Source organism: Kitasatospora sp. NPDC088160 (genome assembly GCF_044741445.1).
Taxonomy (GTDB): Bacteria; Actinomycetota; Actinomycetes; order Streptomycetales; family Streptomycetaceae; genus Kitasatospora.
On the sequence record NZ_JBIUSS010000011.1, the window covers coordinates 304,431 to 323,239 of the forward strand.

General features: G+C 74.1%; 16 protein-coding genes and 1 tRNA gene. 10 read left to right on the plus strand and 7 right to left on the minus strand.

What is annotated here, in order from left to right:
• Positions 1-66 precede the first annotated feature (66 nt).
• Positions 67-1,560 carry a Cys-Gln thioester bond-forming surface protein gene (locus ACIOGZ_RS19665; RefSeq protein WP_363632518.1) on the minus strand — a complete coding sequence of 498 codons (1,494 nt, stop codon included), beginning with the start codon at positions 1,558-1,560 and terminating at the stop codon, positions 67-69.
• Positions 1,561-1,913: 353 nt separating this feature from the next.
• A complete protein-coding gene (locus ACIOGZ_RS19670; RefSeq protein WP_363632539.1) occupies positions 1,914-2,513 on the minus strand; it encodes a single-stranded DNA-binding protein in 600 nt (199 codons plus the stop codon).
• A 643-nt stretch (positions 2,514-3,156) separates the two neighbouring features.
• Here ACIOGZ_RS19670 and ACIOGZ_RS19675 point away from each other — a divergent pair.
• A tRNA-Arg gene (locus ACIOGZ_RS19675) sits at positions 3,157-3,232 on the plus strand.
• 354 nt (positions 3,233-3,586) lie between these two features.
• Here ACIOGZ_RS19675 and ACIOGZ_RS19680 read toward each other — a convergent pair.
• The gene (locus ACIOGZ_RS19680) at positions 3,587-4,204 is read right to left on the minus strand and encodes a TetR/AcrR family transcriptional regulator (protein WP_363376299.1); all 618 of its coding nucleotides are present in this window, start codon (positions 4,202-4,204) and stop codon (positions 3,587-3,589) included.
• Between the two features lie 91 nt (positions 4,205-4,295).
• On the opposite strand from ACIOGZ_RS19680, the gene ACIOGZ_RS19685 reads away from it, so the two are divergent.
• Complete coding sequence (locus ACIOGZ_RS19685; protein ID WP_400812206.1) at positions 4,296-4,844, plus strand: GNAT family N-acetyltransferase; 549 nt, start codon at positions 4,296-4,298, stop codon at positions 4,842-4,844.
• A 103-nt stretch (positions 4,845-4,947) separates the two neighbouring features.
• Here the strand turns inward: ACIOGZ_RS19685 and ACIOGZ_RS19690 are convergent, their stop codons facing one another.
• Positions 4,948-6,432, minus strand: coding sequence for an MFS transporter (locus ACIOGZ_RS19690; protein WP_400812205.1), 1,485 nt, complete (start codon positions 6,430-6,432; stop codon positions 4,948-4,950).
• 151 nt (positions 6,433-6,583) lie between these two features.
• On the opposite strand from ACIOGZ_RS19690, the gene ACIOGZ_RS19695 reads away from it, so the two are divergent.
• The 3 genes from ACIOGZ_RS19695 (at position 6,584) to ACIOGZ_RS19705 (ending at position 8,949) form a co-directional block, all read left to right on the plus strand.
• Positions 6,584-7,273, plus strand: a complete 690-nt coding sequence (locus tag ACIOGZ_RS19695) for a TetR/AcrR family transcriptional regulator (RefSeq protein WP_400812203.1) — start codon at positions 6,584-6,586, stop codon at positions 7,271-7,273.
• Positions 7,274-7,308: 35 nt separating this feature from the next.
• Positions 7,309-8,118 carry an enoyl-CoA hydratase/isomerase family protein gene (locus tag ACIOGZ_RS19700; protein WP_400986580.1) on the plus strand — a complete coding sequence of 270 codons (810 nt, stop codon included), beginning with the start codon at positions 7,309-7,311 and terminating at the stop codon, positions 8,116-8,118.
• Between the two features lie 228 nt (positions 8,119-8,346).
• The gene (locus ACIOGZ_RS19705) at positions 8,347-8,949 is read left to right on the plus strand and encodes a hypothetical protein (protein ID WP_400986581.1); all 603 of its coding nucleotides are present in this window, start codon (positions 8,347-8,349) and stop codon (positions 8,947-8,949) included.
• A 69-nt stretch (positions 8,950-9,018) separates the two neighbouring features.
• On the opposite strand, the gene ACIOGZ_RS19710 is transcribed toward ACIOGZ_RS19705, so the two are convergent.
• Positions 9,019-10,245, minus strand: coding sequence for an acyl-CoA dehydrogenase family protein (locus tag ACIOGZ_RS19710; RefSeq protein ID WP_363588595.1), 1,227 nt, complete (start codon positions 10,243-10,245; stop codon positions 9,019-9,021).
• Positions 10,246-10,372: 127 nt separating this feature from the next.
• Between ACIOGZ_RS19710 and ACIOGZ_RS19715 the strand changes: the two genes are divergently transcribed.
• Positions 10,373-10,993 (plus strand): TetR family transcriptional regulator, encoded by a 621-nt coding sequence (locus ACIOGZ_RS19715; RefSeq protein WP_400986582.1) that lies wholly within the window; start codon positions 10,373-10,375, stop codon positions 10,991-10,993.
• A gap of 85 nt (positions 10,994-11,078) precedes the next feature.
• Positions 11,079-12,527: a cellulase family glycosylhydrolase gene (locus ACIOGZ_RS19720; protein ID WP_400986585.1), complete on the plus strand. Its 1,449-nt coding sequence runs from the start codon at positions 11,079-11,081 to the stop codon at positions 12,525-12,527.
• A gap of 27 nt (positions 12,528-12,554) precedes the next feature.
• On the opposite strand, the gene ACIOGZ_RS19725 is transcribed toward ACIOGZ_RS19720, so the two are convergent.
• Entirely contained in the window at positions 12,555-14,579 is a 2,025-nt protein-coding gene (locus ACIOGZ_RS19725) for a M3 family metallopeptidase (RefSeq protein WP_363588590.1), read from the minus strand.
• A gap of 155 nt (positions 14,580-14,734) precedes the next feature.
• Here ACIOGZ_RS19725 and ACIOGZ_RS19730 point away from each other — a divergent pair, with 155 nt between their 5' ends.
• Positions 14,735-16,462: a bifunctional 3'-5' exonuclease/DNA polymerase gene (locus ACIOGZ_RS19730; protein WP_363618829.1), complete on the plus strand. Its 1,728-nt coding sequence runs from the start codon at positions 14,735-14,737 to the stop codon at positions 16,460-16,462.
• Positions 16,463-16,586: 124 nt separating this feature from the next.
• On the opposite strand, the gene dhaM is transcribed toward ACIOGZ_RS19730, so the two are convergent.
• On the minus strand, positions 16,587-16,979 hold the full coding sequence (gene dhaM / locus ACIOGZ_RS19735; RefSeq protein WP_363588586.1) for a dihydroxyacetone kinase phosphoryl donor subunit DhaM: 393 nt from the start codon (positions 16,977-16,979) through the stop codon (positions 16,587-16,589).
• Between the two features lie 157 nt (positions 16,980-17,136).
• Between dhaM and dhaK the strand changes: the two genes are divergently transcribed.
• Positions 17,137-18,132 carry a dihydroxyacetone kinase subunit DhaK gene (gene dhaK / locus ACIOGZ_RS19740; protein WP_363588584.1) on the plus strand — a complete coding sequence of 332 codons (996 nt, stop codon included), beginning with the start codon at positions 17,137-17,139 and terminating at the stop codon, positions 18,130-18,132.
• Between the two features lie 13 nt (positions 18,133-18,145).
• Positions 18,146-18,796: a dihydroxyacetone kinase subunit DhaL gene (dhaL, locus tag ACIOGZ_RS19745; protein WP_363588582.1), complete on the plus strand. Its 651-nt coding sequence runs from the start codon at positions 18,146-18,148 to the stop codon at positions 18,794-18,796.
• Positions 18,797-18,809: the final 13 nt, after the last annotated feature.

An 18,809-nucleotide genomic window follows, 5' to 3' on the forward strand; every position in this document is an offset into this window, starting at 1 on the left:
TGCGGGGGCCGGGCCGGGTGCCGTCAGGGCCTCAGGAGGTCAGCGCCTCCGGGCCTGCGGGGCGGTTCAGGCGGCGGTGCGACCGTGGCGGCCACGGCGGCGCAGGACGAAGACCGCGGCGCCACCGGCCAGGACCAGGCCACCGGCGACGGCGGCGAGGATCGGGGTCGAGTCACTGGCACCGGTCTGGGCCAGGCCACCGGTGCCCGGGGCGGAGCTGGTCGCGGCCGGGCTCGGGTGCGCGCCGGCGGCGGTGCTGGCACCGGCCGACGGGGTGCCGGCCTGGCTCGGGGTGCCACTCGGGGTGCCGGTCGGGGCGGTGCTCGGGGCGGTGCTCGGGGTGCCGGTCGCGGCCGGGGTCGACGGGCCGGAGGTCGGCGGGGTCACGCCGGTCTTGCAGTCCAGGACGCCCTTGAATTCCTTGGCGAAGCCGTTCGGGCCGGTGACGTTGATGTCGTAGGCGGCCTTCTCGGCGACCGGGACGAGCACGTTCTCGGTCTTGCCCGGCTGGACGGTCAGCTGCTTGCCCGGCTTGACCGTGACGGTGGCGGCCTCGTCACCGCCGTTGGTGACGGTGACGCGCACGCCGTTGTTCTCGCACTCGACCTGGGCGGTGCTGTCGACCAGCGCGCCCGCGCCCTGCTTCCAGGTGGCCTTGGCGCCGGCGGAGACGCTGAGCTTGCTGGAACCGGCCAGGATCATGCTCTGGCTGTGCCGCTTCGGGTCGTAGCCCTCGCTGAGGAAGACCCGGCCGCTGGGCACGACGGTGTCGGCGGCGGCGGCGAGGGCGACCGAGCCGTCCGGGGTGCCGGCCGGCACGTCCAGGAACAGCTGGGTGTCCTTGATCGGACCGGTCAGGGTGGCGCCGACCGGCTTGCCGTCCTTGTCCACCACCTTGACCTTGTCGGCGGCGTCACCGGTGACGGTGAGCTTCACCTCGGCCGCGCTGGACTTGAGGGTGAAGGGGCCGAGCTTGTTGCCGGACTTGCCGGAGACGGAGTCCGGGTTGAGGGTCAACGAGGGGTTGGGCTCGGCGGCGATGCCCTTGTTGGCGTCGCCGAGCAGGTAGTCGCGCAGCTTCTTGGCCTTGGCGTTGCGCGGGGTGGCGTTCTTGTTGTCCGAGAACTTCCAGATCGCGGCCTGGGTGCCCGCGGCGGCGTCCTCGGCGGTCAGGCCGTCGACGCCGACGGTCTTGCCGAGCGCCGTCAGGTCCTTGACCTGCGGGTAGGAGTTCTCCAGGATCCAGCGGATCTTGGAGGCCGCCTCGACCTTGTTCTTGCCGCCGAGGGAGCTCGACTTCCAGTCCGACTCCTGGTACTTCGCGGCGCTGTCCAGGTAGACCGGGTTGTCGAAGTCGATGCAGTAGGTCTGGATCTCGCCGTTGGACGTCTTGAGGGTGAACAGACCGCCGTCGACGGTCCCCTTGCCCTCGACGTCGATCTTCTCGCCCAACATCGTGTTCTGGAGGACGGCCTTGACGCCCGCACCCGGGGTGTCCGCCGCGGCCGCCGCACCGGCCGCGAACAGGCCCCCGCCCAACACCAGGCTGGTCGTGAGCATGACAGTGGTTATGCGGGGGAGACTCCGCGCCTGCCTCTGGAACATCTGGGATCCCTCCGGGCCGGGCCGCACCGATGGACAGCCCGCCGACTTGCCGTGCCGCGCGCGCCCCCTGTGGCGCTGCTGCGGGTATGAACCAGACGAATCCTATTGAGCCCCGCAGGCCCCGAAACCCCCATGCGAAATCAGGACGATTCCGTATCTGGATCGTTATCAACCCCCTCAGTTTCGACACAAGCTGACGATCAGCCAGAATCTCCTCGCGACTTTTCGTTATCCGGGCGAGATTGCGCGTGCGGGAGCAACAACAGTCTCGATCAACATATTTGTCGACAGTTAAGGTCATCGACCCGTCAGATCAGCGCAGCCTGCTCGCCACCTCCCCGCTCCCCCTCGGCCACCCGCCCCCGCTCCCCCGCCTCCGCCTCCGACACCCCACCCGACACCGGCCGCACCGGCGGCGGGGGCTCCGGCGGGCGCGGCGCCGAGGCCACCGCCGAGGCCTTCCGCGCCTCCAGCGCGTCGGCGATCCACCCCGGCACCACCCCTCCGCCGGCCTGCGCCCCGGCCGGCCCGGCGGCGCCCGGCGGCTGCCCGCGCACCCCCGCCGCCCAACGGAACGCCGAGGTACCACGGGTGAGGTCGTGTCCGACCGATCGGGCGTCGATCTCGGCCCCGGTGCGCTTCACCTCGCCGTCGATCCACTCCCGCAGCCGCAGCCGACCACTCACCAGCACCGGATCCCCCTTGGCGAGCGAACCGATCAGGTTGACCGCGAGCCCCCGCCAGGCCGTCACCGTCAGCCACTGCGTCTCGCCGTCCGCCCAGCACTCGCGCTGCCGGTCGTACCGGCGCTCGGTGCAGCCGAGCCGGAACTTGGCCATCGGCACCCCGCTGCCCGTTTCGCCGTAGGTCACCTCCGTCGCGACAATGCCGACGATCGTCACCTGCATCTCGTTCACAGCGCACTCTCCGTTCTCGCCGATGCACCGTACGGAATCGACCGGCGCGCGTTGAGAGTGTGCTTCGCGGGAAATCCCCGCCAGAGAGTTCTGAAATCCTGTGGACAACTCGATGCCTCGGAAAACCGACGTCACTCGCAGGGGTGAATTTCGGCCTTTCGGCACCCCTTCGCGCCCATCTCATCGCGGCCATGACAACAAACCGACTGCTCGTCGCCCCCAACCGACACGCCCCGGAACAGCGCCGGCCGACCGTCCGCGCACGTCATCCGACCGGAGGAAGCCGAATACGGCCCCCCACCCGCACCGGTGACGACACATTCTCCGTGCCGAATCCATAACGGGTGGGGCGGCAGCCCCGTAACGACTGCACAACGTCCGGCTCGGAACACTCCCAGACCGCTGCACTCACGGCGTTCACCTGCGATTATCGGACCGCTCCACCGAACCGACACACCAACGGCGGTGTCGTCACACTCGGCCGAGGAACTGGGCACCCTTATCCTGTCCCCGACAGGGCGAGGGCCCACCGACCCCCACCCCCACCCTCACGGTACGGGGCCGGACACGCGCGCCCCCAGCGCTCGTCGCCCGACCCGGCCACGGTCACGCCCGCCCGGGCGCAGCCCGTCCCGCCCCCATAGCTCAGCGGATAGAGCACCCGCCTTCTAAGCGGTAGGTCGCAGGTTCGAATCCTGCTGGGGGCACCACCTCGCCATTCCCGCAGGCCGCCAGGCCGGCGGCCGCATTGCCCGGCCGCCACGGGCTCCCGGAAATCCCGTCCGCACGCCGCCCGATTGCCCGTACCCACCGCACCTAACCCGTGACTATCCGTGTCATGGCCACTGCGATAACCGGCCGATCCGGATGACCGCCACTACGGACCGGATGCGGGAGAAGACCCGAACAACCGAAATTCCGGGCGAATCACGCCCCGGGGACGATCCGCCCCACCGACCCGGCCGGGAACCGCTCGGTCGCGAACCCGGCCGGCCGCCCGGCCCGTGATCGCGAACCCAGCCAGCCGCTCGGCCGGTGGTGGCGAGCCTGCCGGCGGTGGCGAGTCAGCCGGCGGTGGCGAGCCCGGCCAGGTAGGCGTCCAGCAGAGCGGTCTGCCGCTCGGGCGGGAACTCCGCCGGGGCGAACAGCACCTGCACCACCAGGCCGAGCGCGAAGGCCTGCGCGCCGGTCGCGAGCGCGGCGGCGTCGGCCCCGGCCGGGAGCTCCCCGAGCCGCTGAGCGTCCGCGACGTGCACCGCGAGGGCCTCGCGCGAGCGGGCGTAGCGACCCGCGTGCGCGGCCGCGAGCGCGGGGTCCGACAGGGCGACGTCCCAGGAGCCGACCCAGATCCGGTTGCCGGCCACCGCCGCCCCGTCCAGCGGCAGGACGTCGAGCAGCGCGGCCCGCAGCCGGGCCAGTCCGGGGGGTGGCGGCGGGGTGCCGTCGGCGGGGGCGGTGCGCCGGGGCCGGGAGCCGGAGCGCCGGTCGAGCTCGTCCAGCGCGTGGCTCAGCAGGGCCCGTTTGTTGGGGAAGTAGTGCGTCAACAGGCCGGTGGAGGCGCCCAGTTCGGTGGCCACGGCACGCAGGGTCAGCCCTTCGAAGCCGCGACTGGAGAGCACCCGCCACACGCCCTCGGACACTTCCAGGCGGCGGGCGTCATGGTCTCCACGGGCCGGCGTCATGGGGGTCATCGTACATACCAAACGTTTGTTATGTATGGTTCCCAGCACACCGCGCATCCCGTGAACCGTGCATCCCGTGAAAGGCCAGCCCATGTTTGCCGTACCGCTCGCCGAGAACGCCGAACTGCGCCCGCTGGAGCCGTGGCAGGCGACCGAGTTCCTGGCCCACATCGACCGCGCCCGCGCCCACACCGACCCGTGGATCCCCTGGGCCACCCGCTCCACCGACCTCGACTCCGCCCGCGCCACCCTCCAGCGCTACGCCGACCAGCAGGCCGCCGACAGCGGCCGGATCTACGGCATCTGGCGGGACGGCACGCTGGTCGGCGGCGTGATGTTCGTGAGCTTCAACGCCCAGAGCGGCGTCTGCGAGATCGGCGCCTGGACCGAGCCCGCCGGCGAGGGCGGCGGACTGATCACCACCGGCGTCCGGCGGCTGCTCGACTACGCCTTCACCACCCGCGGCCTGCACCGCGCCGAGTGGTGGTGCTCCGCCGGCAACGCCCGCAGCCGGGCCGTCGCCGAGCGGGTCGGCATGACCCTGGACGGCACCCTGCGCGAGTGGTACCCGCACAACGGGGTCCGCCACGACAAGCAGATCTGGTCGATCCTGGCCCCGGAGTGGACGCCCGGGGCCTGACCGGACGCGGCGGGGCCCGGTGGACACCCCCGTGTCCCACCGGACCCCGCCGCTCCCCGGGCCGTCGCCCCCGGGCCCCAGCCCCTCAGGCCGCTCAGGCCCCTCAGGCCGCCAGCACCGGCGGCTCCGCCGCCGCCACCGTCCTGGGCACCCGCAGCGCGAGCAGCAGGACCAGCACCAGCAGGCCGCCGGCCGACAGGAACACCACGTCGACCGCGTCCGTGAAGCTGCGCAGCGCGTGCTCGCGGGCCGCGCCGCCGAGCGTCCGGACGGCGCCGAGCGGCAGGCCGGGCTCGCCGTCCGCGAAGGCCCGGGCCAGCACGGTGCCGAAGAGCGCCGCGCCGAGCGCACTGCCGAGGGTCTGGAAGAAGCGGATCCCGGTGGTCGCGACGCCGAGCTGGTGCCGGGGGACGGACTCCTGCACCACCGCGACCAGCTGGCCGATCAGCTGGCCCATCCCGAAGCCCAGCAGGACGAGTTCGCCGCAGACCGCCCAGAGCCCGGTGGTCGGGCCGCTGAGGCCGAGCAGGAGCAGGGCGATCGCCGCACAGCCCGCGCCGGCCACCAGGAAGGTGCGCTCCGCATGGCCGCGGGCGGTGAGCCGGCCGGCCAGCAGGCCGACCGCCGTCATCCCGCCCGCCATCGGGATCAGGTAGAGGCTGGCCGAGGTGGGGTCGATGCCGCGGGCGATCTGCAGGTAGAGCATCACGTAGACGATCGAGCCGGTCATGCCCATCCCGACCAGGCCCTGGATCGCGAAGCCGAGGCGCACCACGCTGATCCGGAACAGCGACAGCGGCAGCACCGGCTCGGCGGCGGTGGCCTGGCGCCACACGAAGAGGCCGAGCGCGGCCAGGGTGGCGGCGACGAGCCCGAGGATCACCGGGGAGGTCCAGGCGTAGTCCTTGCCGCCCCACTCGGTGACCAGCAGCAGCCCGGTCGCGAAGGCGGCGGCGAGGGCCGCACCGAGGAAGTCCAGGCTGCGGCGGCCGGCCGCCGGCGGCAGCTTGATCACCAGGGCGGTGCCGACCAGGACGAGCAGGCCGAGCGGCAGGTTGATGTAGAAGATCCAGCGCCAGCTGAGGTGGTCGGTGAACAGCGCCCCGATCAGCGGGCCGACCGCCATGCCGATGCCCGCGACGACCCCGCCCATCGCGCCGCCCTTGCCGCTGCCGCGCTCGGCCGGGTCCTTGAGGTGGGCGATGACCACCATGGTGACGCTCATCAGCCCGCCGCCGCCGATGCCCTGGACGGCCCGGAAGGCGATCAGCTGGCCCATCGACTGCGCGAACCCGCAGAGCGCCGAGCCGACCAGGAAGGTGCCGACCGCGCCGAGCAGCACGCGCTTGGCGCCGTACAGGTCGCAGAGCTTGCCGTAGAGCGGCAGCAGCGCGGTCGCGGCGAGAGCGAACGAGCTGATCAGCCAGGGCAGTCGGTCGATGCCGTGGACGGGGTCGAGCTCCCGGACGATCGGCACGGTGGCCGCGGACACGATGTTCATGTCGAGCACGGCCAGCACGATCGTGACCAGGCAGAGCAGCATGCCCAGGTTGCGCTGGGCCGGTGTCATCAGGGCAGCGGGTGCCATCGGTAAGTCCCCCCAGGGTCGGTGGAGTTCGGGCCGGGCCGGTGCGGCCGGCGGCACGTCCTCACCATGGCAGTTTTTTTATACCTGGTCAATTCTTAAGCTCGGCTCAATCTTTATCCTGGTCGATCTTTGATCCTGGTACAGTCGAACCATGGCGACGCACACCGGCTTCAGCCCCGACGACGACCGCGACCTCGACGCCCTTCCGCTGCGCGAGCGCAAGAAGATCCAGACCGGCATCCGGATCTGGCGCACCGCCATCGGGCTGTTCGCCGAGCGGGACTTCGACCAGGTCTCGGTGGCCGAGATCGCGGCCGCCGCCGAGGTGTCCAAGATGACCGTCTTCAACTACTTCCCCACCAAGGAAGACCTGGTCATGGCCCCCATGGAGCAGCACCTCGACGAGCCGGCCCGGGTGGTCCGCGAACGCGCCCCCGGCACCTCGGCGGTGGCGGCGCTGCGCGAGCAGTACCTCGCCGCGCTGGAGCAGCACGACCCGGCCACCGGGTTGAGCGACGAACCGCTCGTGCTCGACGTGGTCCGGCTGATCCACCGCACACCGGCCCTGGCGATGCGCGCCACCGCCGGCTTCGGCCGGCACGCGCAGGGCCTGCTGACCACCGAACTCCTCGCCCAGGACCCGGCCCACGACGAGCTCACCGCACAGATCGCCGCCGCCCAACTGCTCGCCGCCCGACTGGCCCTGACCACCGAGAACCAGCGCCGGATGCTGGCCGGCGAACGCGCCACGGCCGCCCTGCCCGCCGCCCTCGACCGGGCCGCGCGCGCCTTCGCCCTGGTCGAGGGCGGCCTCGGAGACTACTGCGCCGTCGCCTCCTGAGAGAGTGGGCGCACCACGACCGCCCGGAGGTGCGCATGGACCAGCCGCTGCTCACGCGGGACCGCTCCGCCCTGCCAGCCCACGCCGAGGGCCTGCACGCGTACGTCGGCGAGGACGGCGTCGCCGTCCTGGAGTTCGCCCGACCGCACCGGCGCAACGCGGTGACCCTGGAGATCTGGCAGGCGCTGCCGAAGGTGCTGCTGCGCCTCGCCGAGCAGCCGGGGGTGCGCGCCCTGCTGGTCACCGGCGCCGGCGGCACCTTCAGCGCGGGCGCGGACATCGCCGAACTCGCCGAGGTGTACGGCGATCCGGAGCGCGCGGACGCCTACCACGCGGTCAACGTCGCCGCCGAGGAGGCGCTGGCGGCCTTCCCGCACCCGACCGTCGCCGTGGTGCAGGGCGCCTGCGTGGGCGGCGGCTGCCAGCTGGCCGTCGCGTGCGACCTGCGGTTCGTCGCCGAGGACGCCCGGCTGGGGATCACCCCGGCCAAGCTCGGCGTGGTCTACCCGGCGGTACCGACCGTGCGGCTGGCCCGGCTGGTCGGCCCGGCCCGCGCCAAGTACCTGCTGTTCTCCGGCGAGTTGGTGACGGGCCGCGACGCGCTGCCGCTGGGCCTGGCGGAGCGCGTCCTGCCGGGTGCCGAACTGGACGCCGCGGCACTGGAGTTCGCCCGGCTGCTGACCCGGCGCTCGGCCCAGACCATCGGCGCGGTGAAGGCCGCGCTGGCCGTCCCGGCCGAGCGGGCGGCACAGGCGCTGGCGCCCTGGGAGCGCCGTTCCCGGGAGACCTCGGACGTGTCCGAGGGGCTGGCCGCTTTCCTGGAGGGCCGCCCGGCGCGGTTCTGACCGGGGCCGGGCGCCAGGTCCGGACGTCGACTTCGACCGGGACCGGACGTCGACTCCGACCGGGACCGGGCCCCGGGTCCGGGCACCGGCCGCGAGGACGGGCTCGCGTACGATCATCCGATCGGTGCCGGGCCGTCCCGACGCCCCCGCCCTGACGCCCCCGTCACGCCGATCCCTCGCACCGCCCCTTCACGCCGACCCCTTTGCGCACCCGGAGCACACACCCCGATGACGACCGAGGCCACGACCGCCCCCACCAGCCGGACGACCTGGGCCCGCCGGGTCACCGACGGCGTCGAGCCGAAGAACGTCATCATCGCGATGCTCCCGCTGATGGGCGTCATCCGCTACGGCTGGACGGGCCTCGGCTGGGCGGCCTTCGCGGCCCTGTTCGCGGCCGTCATCCCGACCATGTTCATCCAGCGCGGCATCCGCAAGGGCACCCTGGAGGACCGCCACGTCGGCCATCGGCAGCGCCGGCTGACCGTCATCCCGTTCATCATGGGCTCGGTCGCGACCAGCTTCGCCGTGATGCTCTGGCTGGACGCCCCGGCCGACCTGACCGCGATGGTGCTGGCGATGTTCGCCTCGCTGGTCCCGATCCTGGTGATCACCGTCTGGTGGAAGGTCTCCGTGCACACCGCCGTCGCCGCCGGCGCGGTGGTCTGCCTCGGGATCGCGCTCGGCCCGCTGTGGCTGCTGCTCGCCCCGCTGGTCGCGGCGGTCGGCTGGTCCCGGGTGGTGCTGCGGGACCACACCACCGCGCAGACCATCGTCGGCGCGGCGGTGGGCGCGCTCACCGCCGGACTCGCCTTCTGGGCGGCCCGGTAGCCCGACGGGCCGCCGGCCCGACAGCCCGGTAGCCCAGCGGGCCCAGCAGGCTCGACGGACCCAGCGGGCTCAGCGGATCGGCATCCCCGAGATCGCCCGCGCGATCACCAGCCGCTGGATCTCGCTGGTCCCCTCGAAGATCGAGTAGATCGCGCTGTCCCGGTGCATCCGCTCCACCGGGTACTCCCGGGTGAAGCCGTTGCCGCCGAGGATCTGCATCGCCTGCGCGGTGACCCACTTGGCCGTCTCGCCCGCGTACAGCTTGGACATCGAGCCCTCGGCCGCGGTGAACGGCTGGTTGTTGGCCGCCATCCAGGAGGCCCGCCACACCAGCAGGCGGGAGGCGTCGATCCGGGTCTTCATGTCGGCGAGCTGGAAGGCCACGCCCTGGTTGTCGATGATCGGGCGGCCGAACTGCTCGCGGGTCCTCGCGTAGTCCAGCGCCACCTCGTACGCGGCCCGGGCGATGCCGATCGCCTGCGCGCCGACGGCCGGCCGGGAGGCCTCGAAGGTGGCCATCGCCGCGTTGCCCCTGCCCCCCGGGCGCTTGACCCCCTCGCGGGCCCGGGCCAGCCGCTCGTCCAGCTTCTCCTTGCCGCCGAGCAGGCAACTGCCGGGCACCCGGACGTCGTCCAGCACCACCTCGGCGGTGTGCGAGGCGCGGATGCCGTGCTTCTTGAACTTCTGGCCCTGGCTCAGTCCGGGGGTGCCCGGCGGGACGACGAAGGAGGCCTGGCCCTTCGCCCCCAGCTCCGGGTCGACGGTGGCGACGACGACGTGGACGGCGGCGATCCCGCCGTTGGTGGCCCAGGTCTTGGTGCCGTTGAGCACCCACTCGTCCTTGGCCCCGTCGTACACCGCCCGGGTGCGCAGCGCGGAGACGTCGGAGCCGGCGTCGGGCTCGGAGGAGCAGAACGCGGCCACCTTGAGGTCGTCCGGGGTGCCGAACATCTGCGGGGTCCAGGTGCCGATCTGCTCGTCGGTGCCGTTGGCGAGCACCGCGACGGCGGCCAGCGTGGTGCCGACGATGGACAGCCCGATGCCCGCGTCGCCCCAGAACAGCTCCTCCATGGCGATCGGGATGCCGACGCCGGAGGGGTCGAAGTACTGCTGGGCGTAGAAGTCCAGCGAGTAGATGCCCAGCTTGGCGGCCTCCTGGATGATCGGCCAGGGGGTCTCCTCGCGCTCGTCCCACTCGGCCGCGGCGGGGCGGACGACGTCGGCGGCGAAGCCGTGCAGCCAGTCGCGTACGGCGAGCTGGTCCGCGCCCGGGTCCAGCGAGAACGTGCTGCTCATGGTGCTTGCCTCCGAAGAAGGGGTACGGCCGACCAGGGGGGTTACCTCGGGTAACATCGTCGGAGTCTGCTACTGATTGGTAACTGGTGTCAACGCCCGGTCAGACCCCGACCCCGAGGAGCAGCACATGTCCCGAGAGCCCCGCCGCGAGCAGCTGCTCAACGCCGCCGACCGGGTCATCCAGCGGGACGGCCCGACCGCCAGCATGAACGCCATCGCCGCCGAGGCCGGCATCACCAAACCGATCCTCTACCGCCACTTCGGCGACCGGAACGGCCTGATCACAGCCCTCACCGAGCGCCACACCGGCGGCCTGCTGGCCGCCGTCCGGGCCGCCCTCGCCGCACCGCTGGAGCGCCGCGACCGGGTCGAACACGTCCTGGACACCTACCTGGCCGGGATCGAGGCCCGCCCGCAGGTCTACCGGCTGCTCACCCACCCCGAACCGGGCGACCCGAGCGGCGCCGGCACCGCGCTCGCCCCCGCGCTGCGCCAGATCGCCGCGGAGATCACCCGGGCCGTGCAGAGCCAGGTCGACCTCGGCGCGGACCGCGAGCTGCTCGCCGAGGCCTGGGGCCGGGGCATCACCGGCATGGTGCTGGCGGCCGGCGACTGGTGGCTGGAGACCAGACCCTGCTCGCGCACCCGCATGGTGCAGGCGCTCGCCGACCTGCTCTGGGGCCGCCTGGCCGCCGCCGCGGACCTGCCCACCCCCGCCACCCCGGCCCCGACCCCGGACGCCGACTGAACTCCCCTTCCGCGCAAGGCCCTTGTGCGACACGCGGCACCGCGGGCATCATCGGGCCCCCACCCCCGCGCCGTACGAGGTCCCGATGCGCCTGCGCCGCACCGCCGCCGCCCTGCTGCTCGCCGCCACCACGGCCCTCACCGCGGCCCCCGCCACCCCCGCCGCCGCGCACACCGGCCCGCCCGCGCGGTTCCCCACCGCGACGGCCACCGGCCCCGACGGCCGCACCGCCTTCACCGACGCCCAGGGCCGCCGCCTCCAACTGCGCGGCTTCAACCTCGACAAGTACGCCGAGACCACCGAGGCCGACCTCAAGTCCCTGGCCGCACAGGGCTTCACCCTGATCCGGGTGGCGGTCTCCTGGAACAGGCTGGAGCCCGTCCGCGGCCGCCTCGACCCGGCCGAACTGCACCGGCTGCGCCAACTCCTCGGCTGGGCCGACCGGTACGGCCTGCTCGCCCTGATCGACCTGCACCAGGACGTCTACGGGCCGGCGTTCGGCGGCGGCGACCGCGGCATCCCGCCCTGGGCCACCCGGGACGACGGCCTGCCGTTCACCCCCGACCCGAACGACTGGTTCGCCGGCTACTTCCAGCCCGCCGTCCAGGCCGCCTTCCGCCACCTCTACGACGACCCCGACCTGCGCGCCTGGCAGGCCGACTTCTACACCCGGCTCGCCCTCGAACTGCGCGGCCACCGCTCGCTGCTGGGCTACGACCTGTTCAACGAGCCGTTCGGCCCGGTGGACGGCGACCCGAGCGACCCGGCCGTGCTCGCCGCCGCCTCCGCCGCCCTCGAACAGGGCCGGCTCGCCGACATGTACCGCCGCCTGATCGCCGCCGTGCGCCGGGTCGACCATCGCGCCTGGCTGTTCGTCGAACCCACCGTCCTGGTCGGCCAGGGCGTGCCCACCCGGCTGCCCGGCTTCGACGACCCGCGCCCCGGCCCGCCCCGGCTCGGCTACGCACCGCACTTCTACGACACCGCGGTCGAGAACGGCGCCGACTGGGACCCGGCCGACGGCTTCGTCGAGCGCTACACCGCCGCCGTCACCGCCTACCCCGCCGCCCACCGCCTGCCCGTCCTGGTCGGCGAATGGGGCCCGCCCGACTCCCGCAGGCCGGGCAACACCCTGCTGGTCCGCCGGCAGGTCGCCGCGATGGACGGCTTCGCCGAGGGCTGGACCATGTGGTACTGGTGCCGCGGCACCGGCGGCTACTGCGCGCTCGACCCGGCCGGGCGCCCCGCCCCCGGCGACGAGCCCGCCTTCGGCCCGTACCCGGCGGCCGTCGCCGGGACGGACGTGCGCACCGACGCCGCCACCGTCCGCTGGAGCGCCGACGGCACCCGGCACGGCAGCGAACTCGTCCTGCCCCCGGCGGCGTTCCCGCACGGCGCCGAGGTCACCGTCACCCCCGCCGCCGCCCGCGTCGACGTCGAGCAGCCGGCCGGCGGGCGGGCCGGCACCGTCCGGATCCGCCTCCCGCACGCCCGCCCGGGCACCCCGGTGACGGTCACGGTCACACCGCGCTGACCGCCACCGGGGCCGCCCGGGAGGCGCCTAGAGCAGGCCCCGCCGCGCCAGCAGCGGACCGGTCTCCGGCGCCCGGCCGACCACCGCGCGGAAGGACTCCAGCGGGTCCCGGCCGTAGCCGCGCGCCAGCAGCTCGCGCCGGAACAGCTCGCCGCTCTCCCGCACCGCGCGCCCGTTGCCCTCGAACCACTGCACGGTGTCGGCGTCCAGCACCTCCGACCAGATGTACGCGTAGTACCCGGCGCTGTAGCCGCTGGCGAAGACGTGCTGGAAGTACGCCGTCCGGTAGCGCGGCGGGATCGCCGGCACCGCGATCCCGGCCTCCGCCAGCGCCCGTGCCTCGAACTCCTCGGCGTCCGCGATCTCCCGGCCCTGCGGCACGGTGTGCCAGGCCCAGTCCAGCAGCGTCGCCGCGAGGTACTCCACCGTCCGGAAGCCCTCCCCGAAGCCCTCGGCCGCCACCATCCGCTCGACCAGATCGGCCGGCAGCGGCTCCCCGGTCACGTGGTGGCGCGCGTAGTTGGCCAGCACCTCCGGCCGGACCATCCACATCTCGTTGACCTGCGAGGGGAACTCGACGAAGTCCCGGGGCACCGAGGTGCCCGCGAACAGCGGGTACCGCACGTCCGAGAACAACCCGTGCAGCGCGTGCCCGAACTCGTGGAAGAGCGTGCGCACCTCGTCCCAGGCCAGCAGCACCGGCTCGCCCGGCGCCGGGCGGGCGATGTTCAGGTTGTTGAGCACCACCGGCCGCCGACCGGTCAGCCCCGACTGGCTCACCAGCTCGTCCATCCAGGCACCGCCGCGCTTGGACGCCCGGGCGTGGAAGTCGCCGATGAACAGGCCCAGCGAACCGCCGTCCTCCTCGAACACCTCGAAGACCCGCGCGTCCGGGTGGTGGGCCGTCAGGTCCGGCCGCTCGGTGAAGGTCAGCCCGTACGCCAGCCCCGCCGCGAAGAACACGCCGTCCCGGAGCACCCGCTCCAGCTCGAAGTACGGGCGCAGCACCGCCGCGTCCACCTGGTAGGAGCTCTGCCGGACCTTCTCCGAGTAGTACGCCCAGTCGTGCGCGGCGATCTCCTCGATCCCGTCCGCCGCCGCCAGCTTGGCCAGCTCGGCGGCCTCCCGGCGGGCATTGGCCACCGCCGGACCCACCAGCCGGGCCAGCAGCCCGGACACCGCCTCCACCGTGCCCGCGGTCTCGTCCTCCACCACGTACGCGGCGTGGCTCGGGTGCCCCAGCAGCGCGGCCCGCTCGGCGCGCAGCCCGGCCATCCTGATCGCCAGCGGGCCGTTGGCCGCCAGGCCCCGGTCGAGCGAGGCCGCCAGCAGCCGCTCGCGCACCGACCGGTCGGTCAGCCGGGCCAGTTCGGGCTGGCCGGAGGTGCTCTTCAGGGACAGCGCGAACCGGCCCTCGTACCCGAGCACCCGGGCGTTCTCCGCAGCGGCGGCGACCTCGTCCGCGGACAGCCCGTCCAGTTCCTCGGCCGCGTCCACGACCAGCGCGGCGGCCTTGGTGGCGGCGTTGACGTTCTGCTGGAACGTCGTGCCGAGCGCGGCGAGTTCGGCGTTCAGCTCGCGCAGCCGGGCCTGCTCGGCCTCGCCCAGCCGGGCGCCGGAGCGGACGAAACGGGTGTGCCGGGTCTCCAGCAGCCGCAGCGACTCCGGGTCCAGACCCAGCTCGGCGCGGCGCCCGTACAGCTCCTCGATCCGCGCGAACAGGGCGCGGTCCAGGTGGATCGCGTCGTGGTGCGCGGCCAGCAGCGGGCTCACCTCGGTCTCCACCTCGTCGACCAGCTCGCTGGTGTCCGAGGCCGACTGGTTGCGGAACACCGCGTCCACCCGGCGCAGCAGCTCCCCGGAACGCTCCAGGGCGACCAGGGTGTTGTCCGGCGTCGGCGGCCGCGGATCCGCGGTGATCGCCGCGATCTCGGCCAGCTGCTCCGCCATCCCGCGCTCGTACGCGGGCAGGAAGTGCTCCGGCCGGATCTCGGCGAAGGGCGGCAGTTCGTAGACCAGGGGGCTGGGCTTGAAGAACGGGTTCTCGGTCATTTCGCCGACCCTACGCGGTGTCACCCACCCTGCCTATGCGCCCCCGCCCCCGTTGTCGTACCCACCCGTTAACGTCGAGCCCGGACACCCGAACGACCGCACACCCGTGCCCGTACCCGCACGCCAGAACAGCGCGCCGGAGAGGAGACGCCCCCGTGGCACCCAGGACGGCCCTCGCCCCCGACCCGCACGGCCCCGGCGGCCGGCTCCAGCCGCTCGACGACGCCGGCACCCCGCTCGGCCCGCCCGAGAAGGTCCCCGACCTCGCCGCCGCCGTCGCCGCCCGGGAGGCCGCCGGAAGCGGTGCGCCGGGGCCCCGCTGGGTGTGGGCCGCCACCGACAGCGCCTACGCGCCGCTGCTGCCCCGGCTGCCCGACCGGCTCGCCCGCTGCCACGACCTGCGCCTGGTCGAGGCCCTGCTGCTGGCGCACGAGGGCCGGTTCGGCGCGCCGCGCTCGCTCGGCGCCGCCTGGTCCCGGCTGCGCGGCCTGCCCGTCCCGGACGACCTGCCCGAGCCCGGCTCCGCCGAGGCCGACGACGGGCAGGACACCCTGTTCGCGCCCGACCGGCTGCAACTGCCGCCCGGCGCGGACCCGCTGACCGCCGTCGTCGCCGTCCACGCCGAGCAGCAGCGCCGGATCGCCGCGATCGCCGACCCGGCCGCCCGGCACCGGTTCCGGCTGCTGGTCGCCGCCGAGTCCGCCGGCGCGCTGGTCGCCGCCGAGATGGCGCACGACGGGCTGCCCTGGCGCGCCGACGTCCACGACCAGCTGCTCACCGAACTCCTCGGCCCCCGCCCGACCGTCCCCGGCGCCCAGCCGAGACTGCTCGCCGACCTCGCCGCCGAACTCCAACAGGCCCTCGGCGGGCGCCCCTTCAACCCCGACTCGCACACCCAGGTGCTGCGCGCCTTCGCCGAGAACGGCATCCAGCTCGGCTCCACCCGCTCCTGGGAGCTCAAGGGCGTCACCCACCCGGCCGCCGCGCTGCTGATCCGCTACAAGGAGCTGTCCCGCATCCACGCCGCGCACGGCTGGGCCTGGCAGGACGCCTGGGCCCGCGGCGGCCGGTTCCGGCCCGAGTACGTGGTCGGCGGCGTGGTCTCCGGGCGCTGGGCCAGCCGCGGCGGCGGCGCGCTGCAGATCCCGCGCATCCTGCGCCGCGCCGTCGTCGCCGACCCGGGCTGGCTGCTGGTCGTCGCCGACGCCGCCCAACTGGAGCCCCGGGTGCTCGCCGCCCTCTCCCAGGACGCCGGGCTGGCCCGCACCGCCGCCGGCGGCGACCTGTACGAGGCGCTGGCCGCCAACGCCTTCCAGGGCGACCGCGACAAGGCCAAGCTCGGCCTGCTCGGCGCCATGTACGGGCAGACCAGCGGCGACATCGGCCCGCTGCTGAACACCCTGCGCCACCGCTACCCCGCCGCGATGGGCTACGTCGAGGCCGCCGCCCGCACCGGCGAGGACGGCGGGGTGGTCGCCTCCCGGCTGGGCCGGGTCTGCCCGCCCGCCTCCGCCGAGTTCCTCGACCTCACCGAGTCCCCCGACACGGCCGGCGAGGCCGGCGGCCGGCAGGCCCGCGCCCGCGGCCGCTTCACCCGCAACTTCGTCATCCAGGCCAGCGCCGCCGACTGGGCGCTCGCCCTGCTCGCCGCCCTGCGCCGCCGGCTGGGCGAGCTTCCGGTGGCCGGCCCGGCGGAGCGCCCGCACCTGGTGTTCTTCCAGCACGACGAGGTGATCGTGCACACCCCGGCCAACCTCGCCGACGAGGTGGCCGCCGCGGTCGCCGAGGCGGCCGACGAGGCCCGCCGCCTGGTGTTCGGCGACACCCCGGTCCGCTTCCCGCTCACCACGGCGGTGGTGGACTGCTACGCCGACGCCAAGTAGCCGCCCCGGCGTCACGGCCGCGGCATCACCGCTGTGGCCTTCACGACCGCGGCCACACCATGACGGCCTCGCCACGACCGCCTCACCACAACGGCTTCACCACAACGGCCTCACAGCTGCGGCCTCACAGCTTCCGGAACGAGCGGGCCTCCTCGGCCGCCGCGACCACCTCCGCCAGCGCCGCCCCGGTCGAGGCGGTGACGGCGGCCGCCACCGCGCCCTCCACGAACGGCGCGTCCACCAGCCGCACGCCCGGACGCGGCTCGTCCTCCAGCACCGTGACGGCGGTGAGCACCGAGCTGCCGAGATCCGGCAGCACGACCACGCCCGCCCCGCCGTCCGCCTCGGCGACGGCCCGCGCGATCAGGTCGTAGCTGGTGCCGAGCCCGCCGTCCTCCGTCCCCGCCGCGCACACCACCCGCACGCCGCCCGAGGCGAGTTCGGCGAGCAGCTCGCGCAGCCCGGCGGCCAGTCGGGCGCTGTGCGAGACCAGGACGATTCCCACGTGTTCGCTCATGCGACCGACCCTACGACCGACCCCGCGGCCGACGCCGCTACTCCGGGAGAGTGACTCGAATCCCGCGTGTCGCACCCCGTGCCCGCCGCCCCCGTCTGGCGTAGCGTCGGGGCAGCAGCGTCCACGGCCGACGACCCGCACAAGGGAGCGAAGAGCGTTGAAGAAGCTGATCAACACCCCGGAGAGTGTCCTGGAGGACGCGTTGGCCGGAGTGGCCGCCGCCCACCCCGAGCTGACGGTGGACATCCCCAACCGGGTGATCACCCGGGCCACCCGCCCGGCCGGGCCCAAGGTCGCGGTGATCTCCGGCGGCGGCTCCGGCCACGAGCCGCTGCACGGCGGCTTCGTCGGCCCCGGCATGCTGGACGCCGCCTGTCCCGGCGAGGTCTTCACCTCCCCGGTACCGGACCAGATGCTGGCCGCCGCCAAGGCCGTGGAGAGCGGCGCCGGCGTCGTCTTCATCGTGAAGAACTACACCGGCGACGTGATGAACTTCGAGCTCGCCGCCGAACTCGCCGCCGAGGAGGGCCTCGCGGTCCGCACCGTCCTGATCGATGACGACGTCGCGGTCGAGGACTCCACCTGGACGGCCGGCCGCCGCGGCACCGGGGCGACCGTCCTGGTCGAGAAGGCCACCGGAGCGCTGGCCGAACGCGGCGCCCCGCTCGACGAGGTGGCCGCCCTGGGCGAGCGGGTCAACGCCGCCTCCCGCTCCTTCGCCATCGCACTCACCGCGGCCACCACCCCGGCCGCCGGCAAGCCCGGCTTCGACCTGCCCGAGGACGAGATCGAGGTCGGCGTCGGCATCCACGGCGAGCCCGGCCGCCGCCGCGAGAAGCTGCGCCCGGCCCGCGCGCTGGCCGCCGAGGTGGTCGACACCGTCCTCGCCGACCACCACCTGGCCCCGGGTGACGAGGTGATCGCCCTGCTCAACGGCCTCGGCGCGACCCCCCTGCTGGAGCTGTACATCGCCTACGGCGAGGTCGCCGCCCGGCTCGCCGAGCGCGGCATCACGGTGGCCCGCAGCCTGGTCGGCAACTACGTCACCAGCCTGGATATGGCGGGCTTCTCGCTCACCCTCACCAAGGTCGACCCGCAGCTGCTGGAGCTGTGGGACGCGCCCGTCGACACCCCCGCCCTCAAGCGGGCCTGAGCCAGGAGACGTCATGGAATTCGACACCCCCCTCGCCGAGGCCTGGGTCCGCGCGATCGCCGCGGCCGTCGAGAAGGAGCAGGACCGGCTCACCGAGCTGGACTCGGCGATCGGCGACGGCGACCACGGCAGCAACCTCCGGCGCGGCTTCTCCGCCGCCCTGGCAGCCCTCGACGGCCTCCAGCCGGCCGGCCCGGGCGCCGTGCTCACCAAGGTGGGCAGCACGCTGATCTCCAAGGTCGGCGGCGCCTCCGGCCCGCTCTACGGCAAGGCCTTCCGCGCCATCGGCGCCGCCCTGCCCGATCCCGCCCCGCCCGGCTCCGCCGACCCCGTCGGCCCGGCCGCCGTCGCCGAGGCACTGGCGGCCGGCCTGGACGCCGTCCGCGCCCTCGGCAAGGCCGTGCCCGGGGACAAGACCATCGTCGACGCCTACACCCCGGCAGTCGCCGCCTTCCGTGCCGCGGCCGGCGCCGGGGCCGCCCTCCCCGAGGCGGCGTCGGCGGCCGCCGACGCCGCCGACCAGGGCGCCCGCGACACCGTCCCCCTCCAGGCCCGCAAGGGCCGCGCCTCCTACCTCGGCGAGCGCAGCATCGGCCACCAGGACCCGGGCGCCACCTCCACCGCCCTGCTCTTCCGCGCCCTCGCCGACGTCACCGCATCCTGAGAGACCCTCTCTC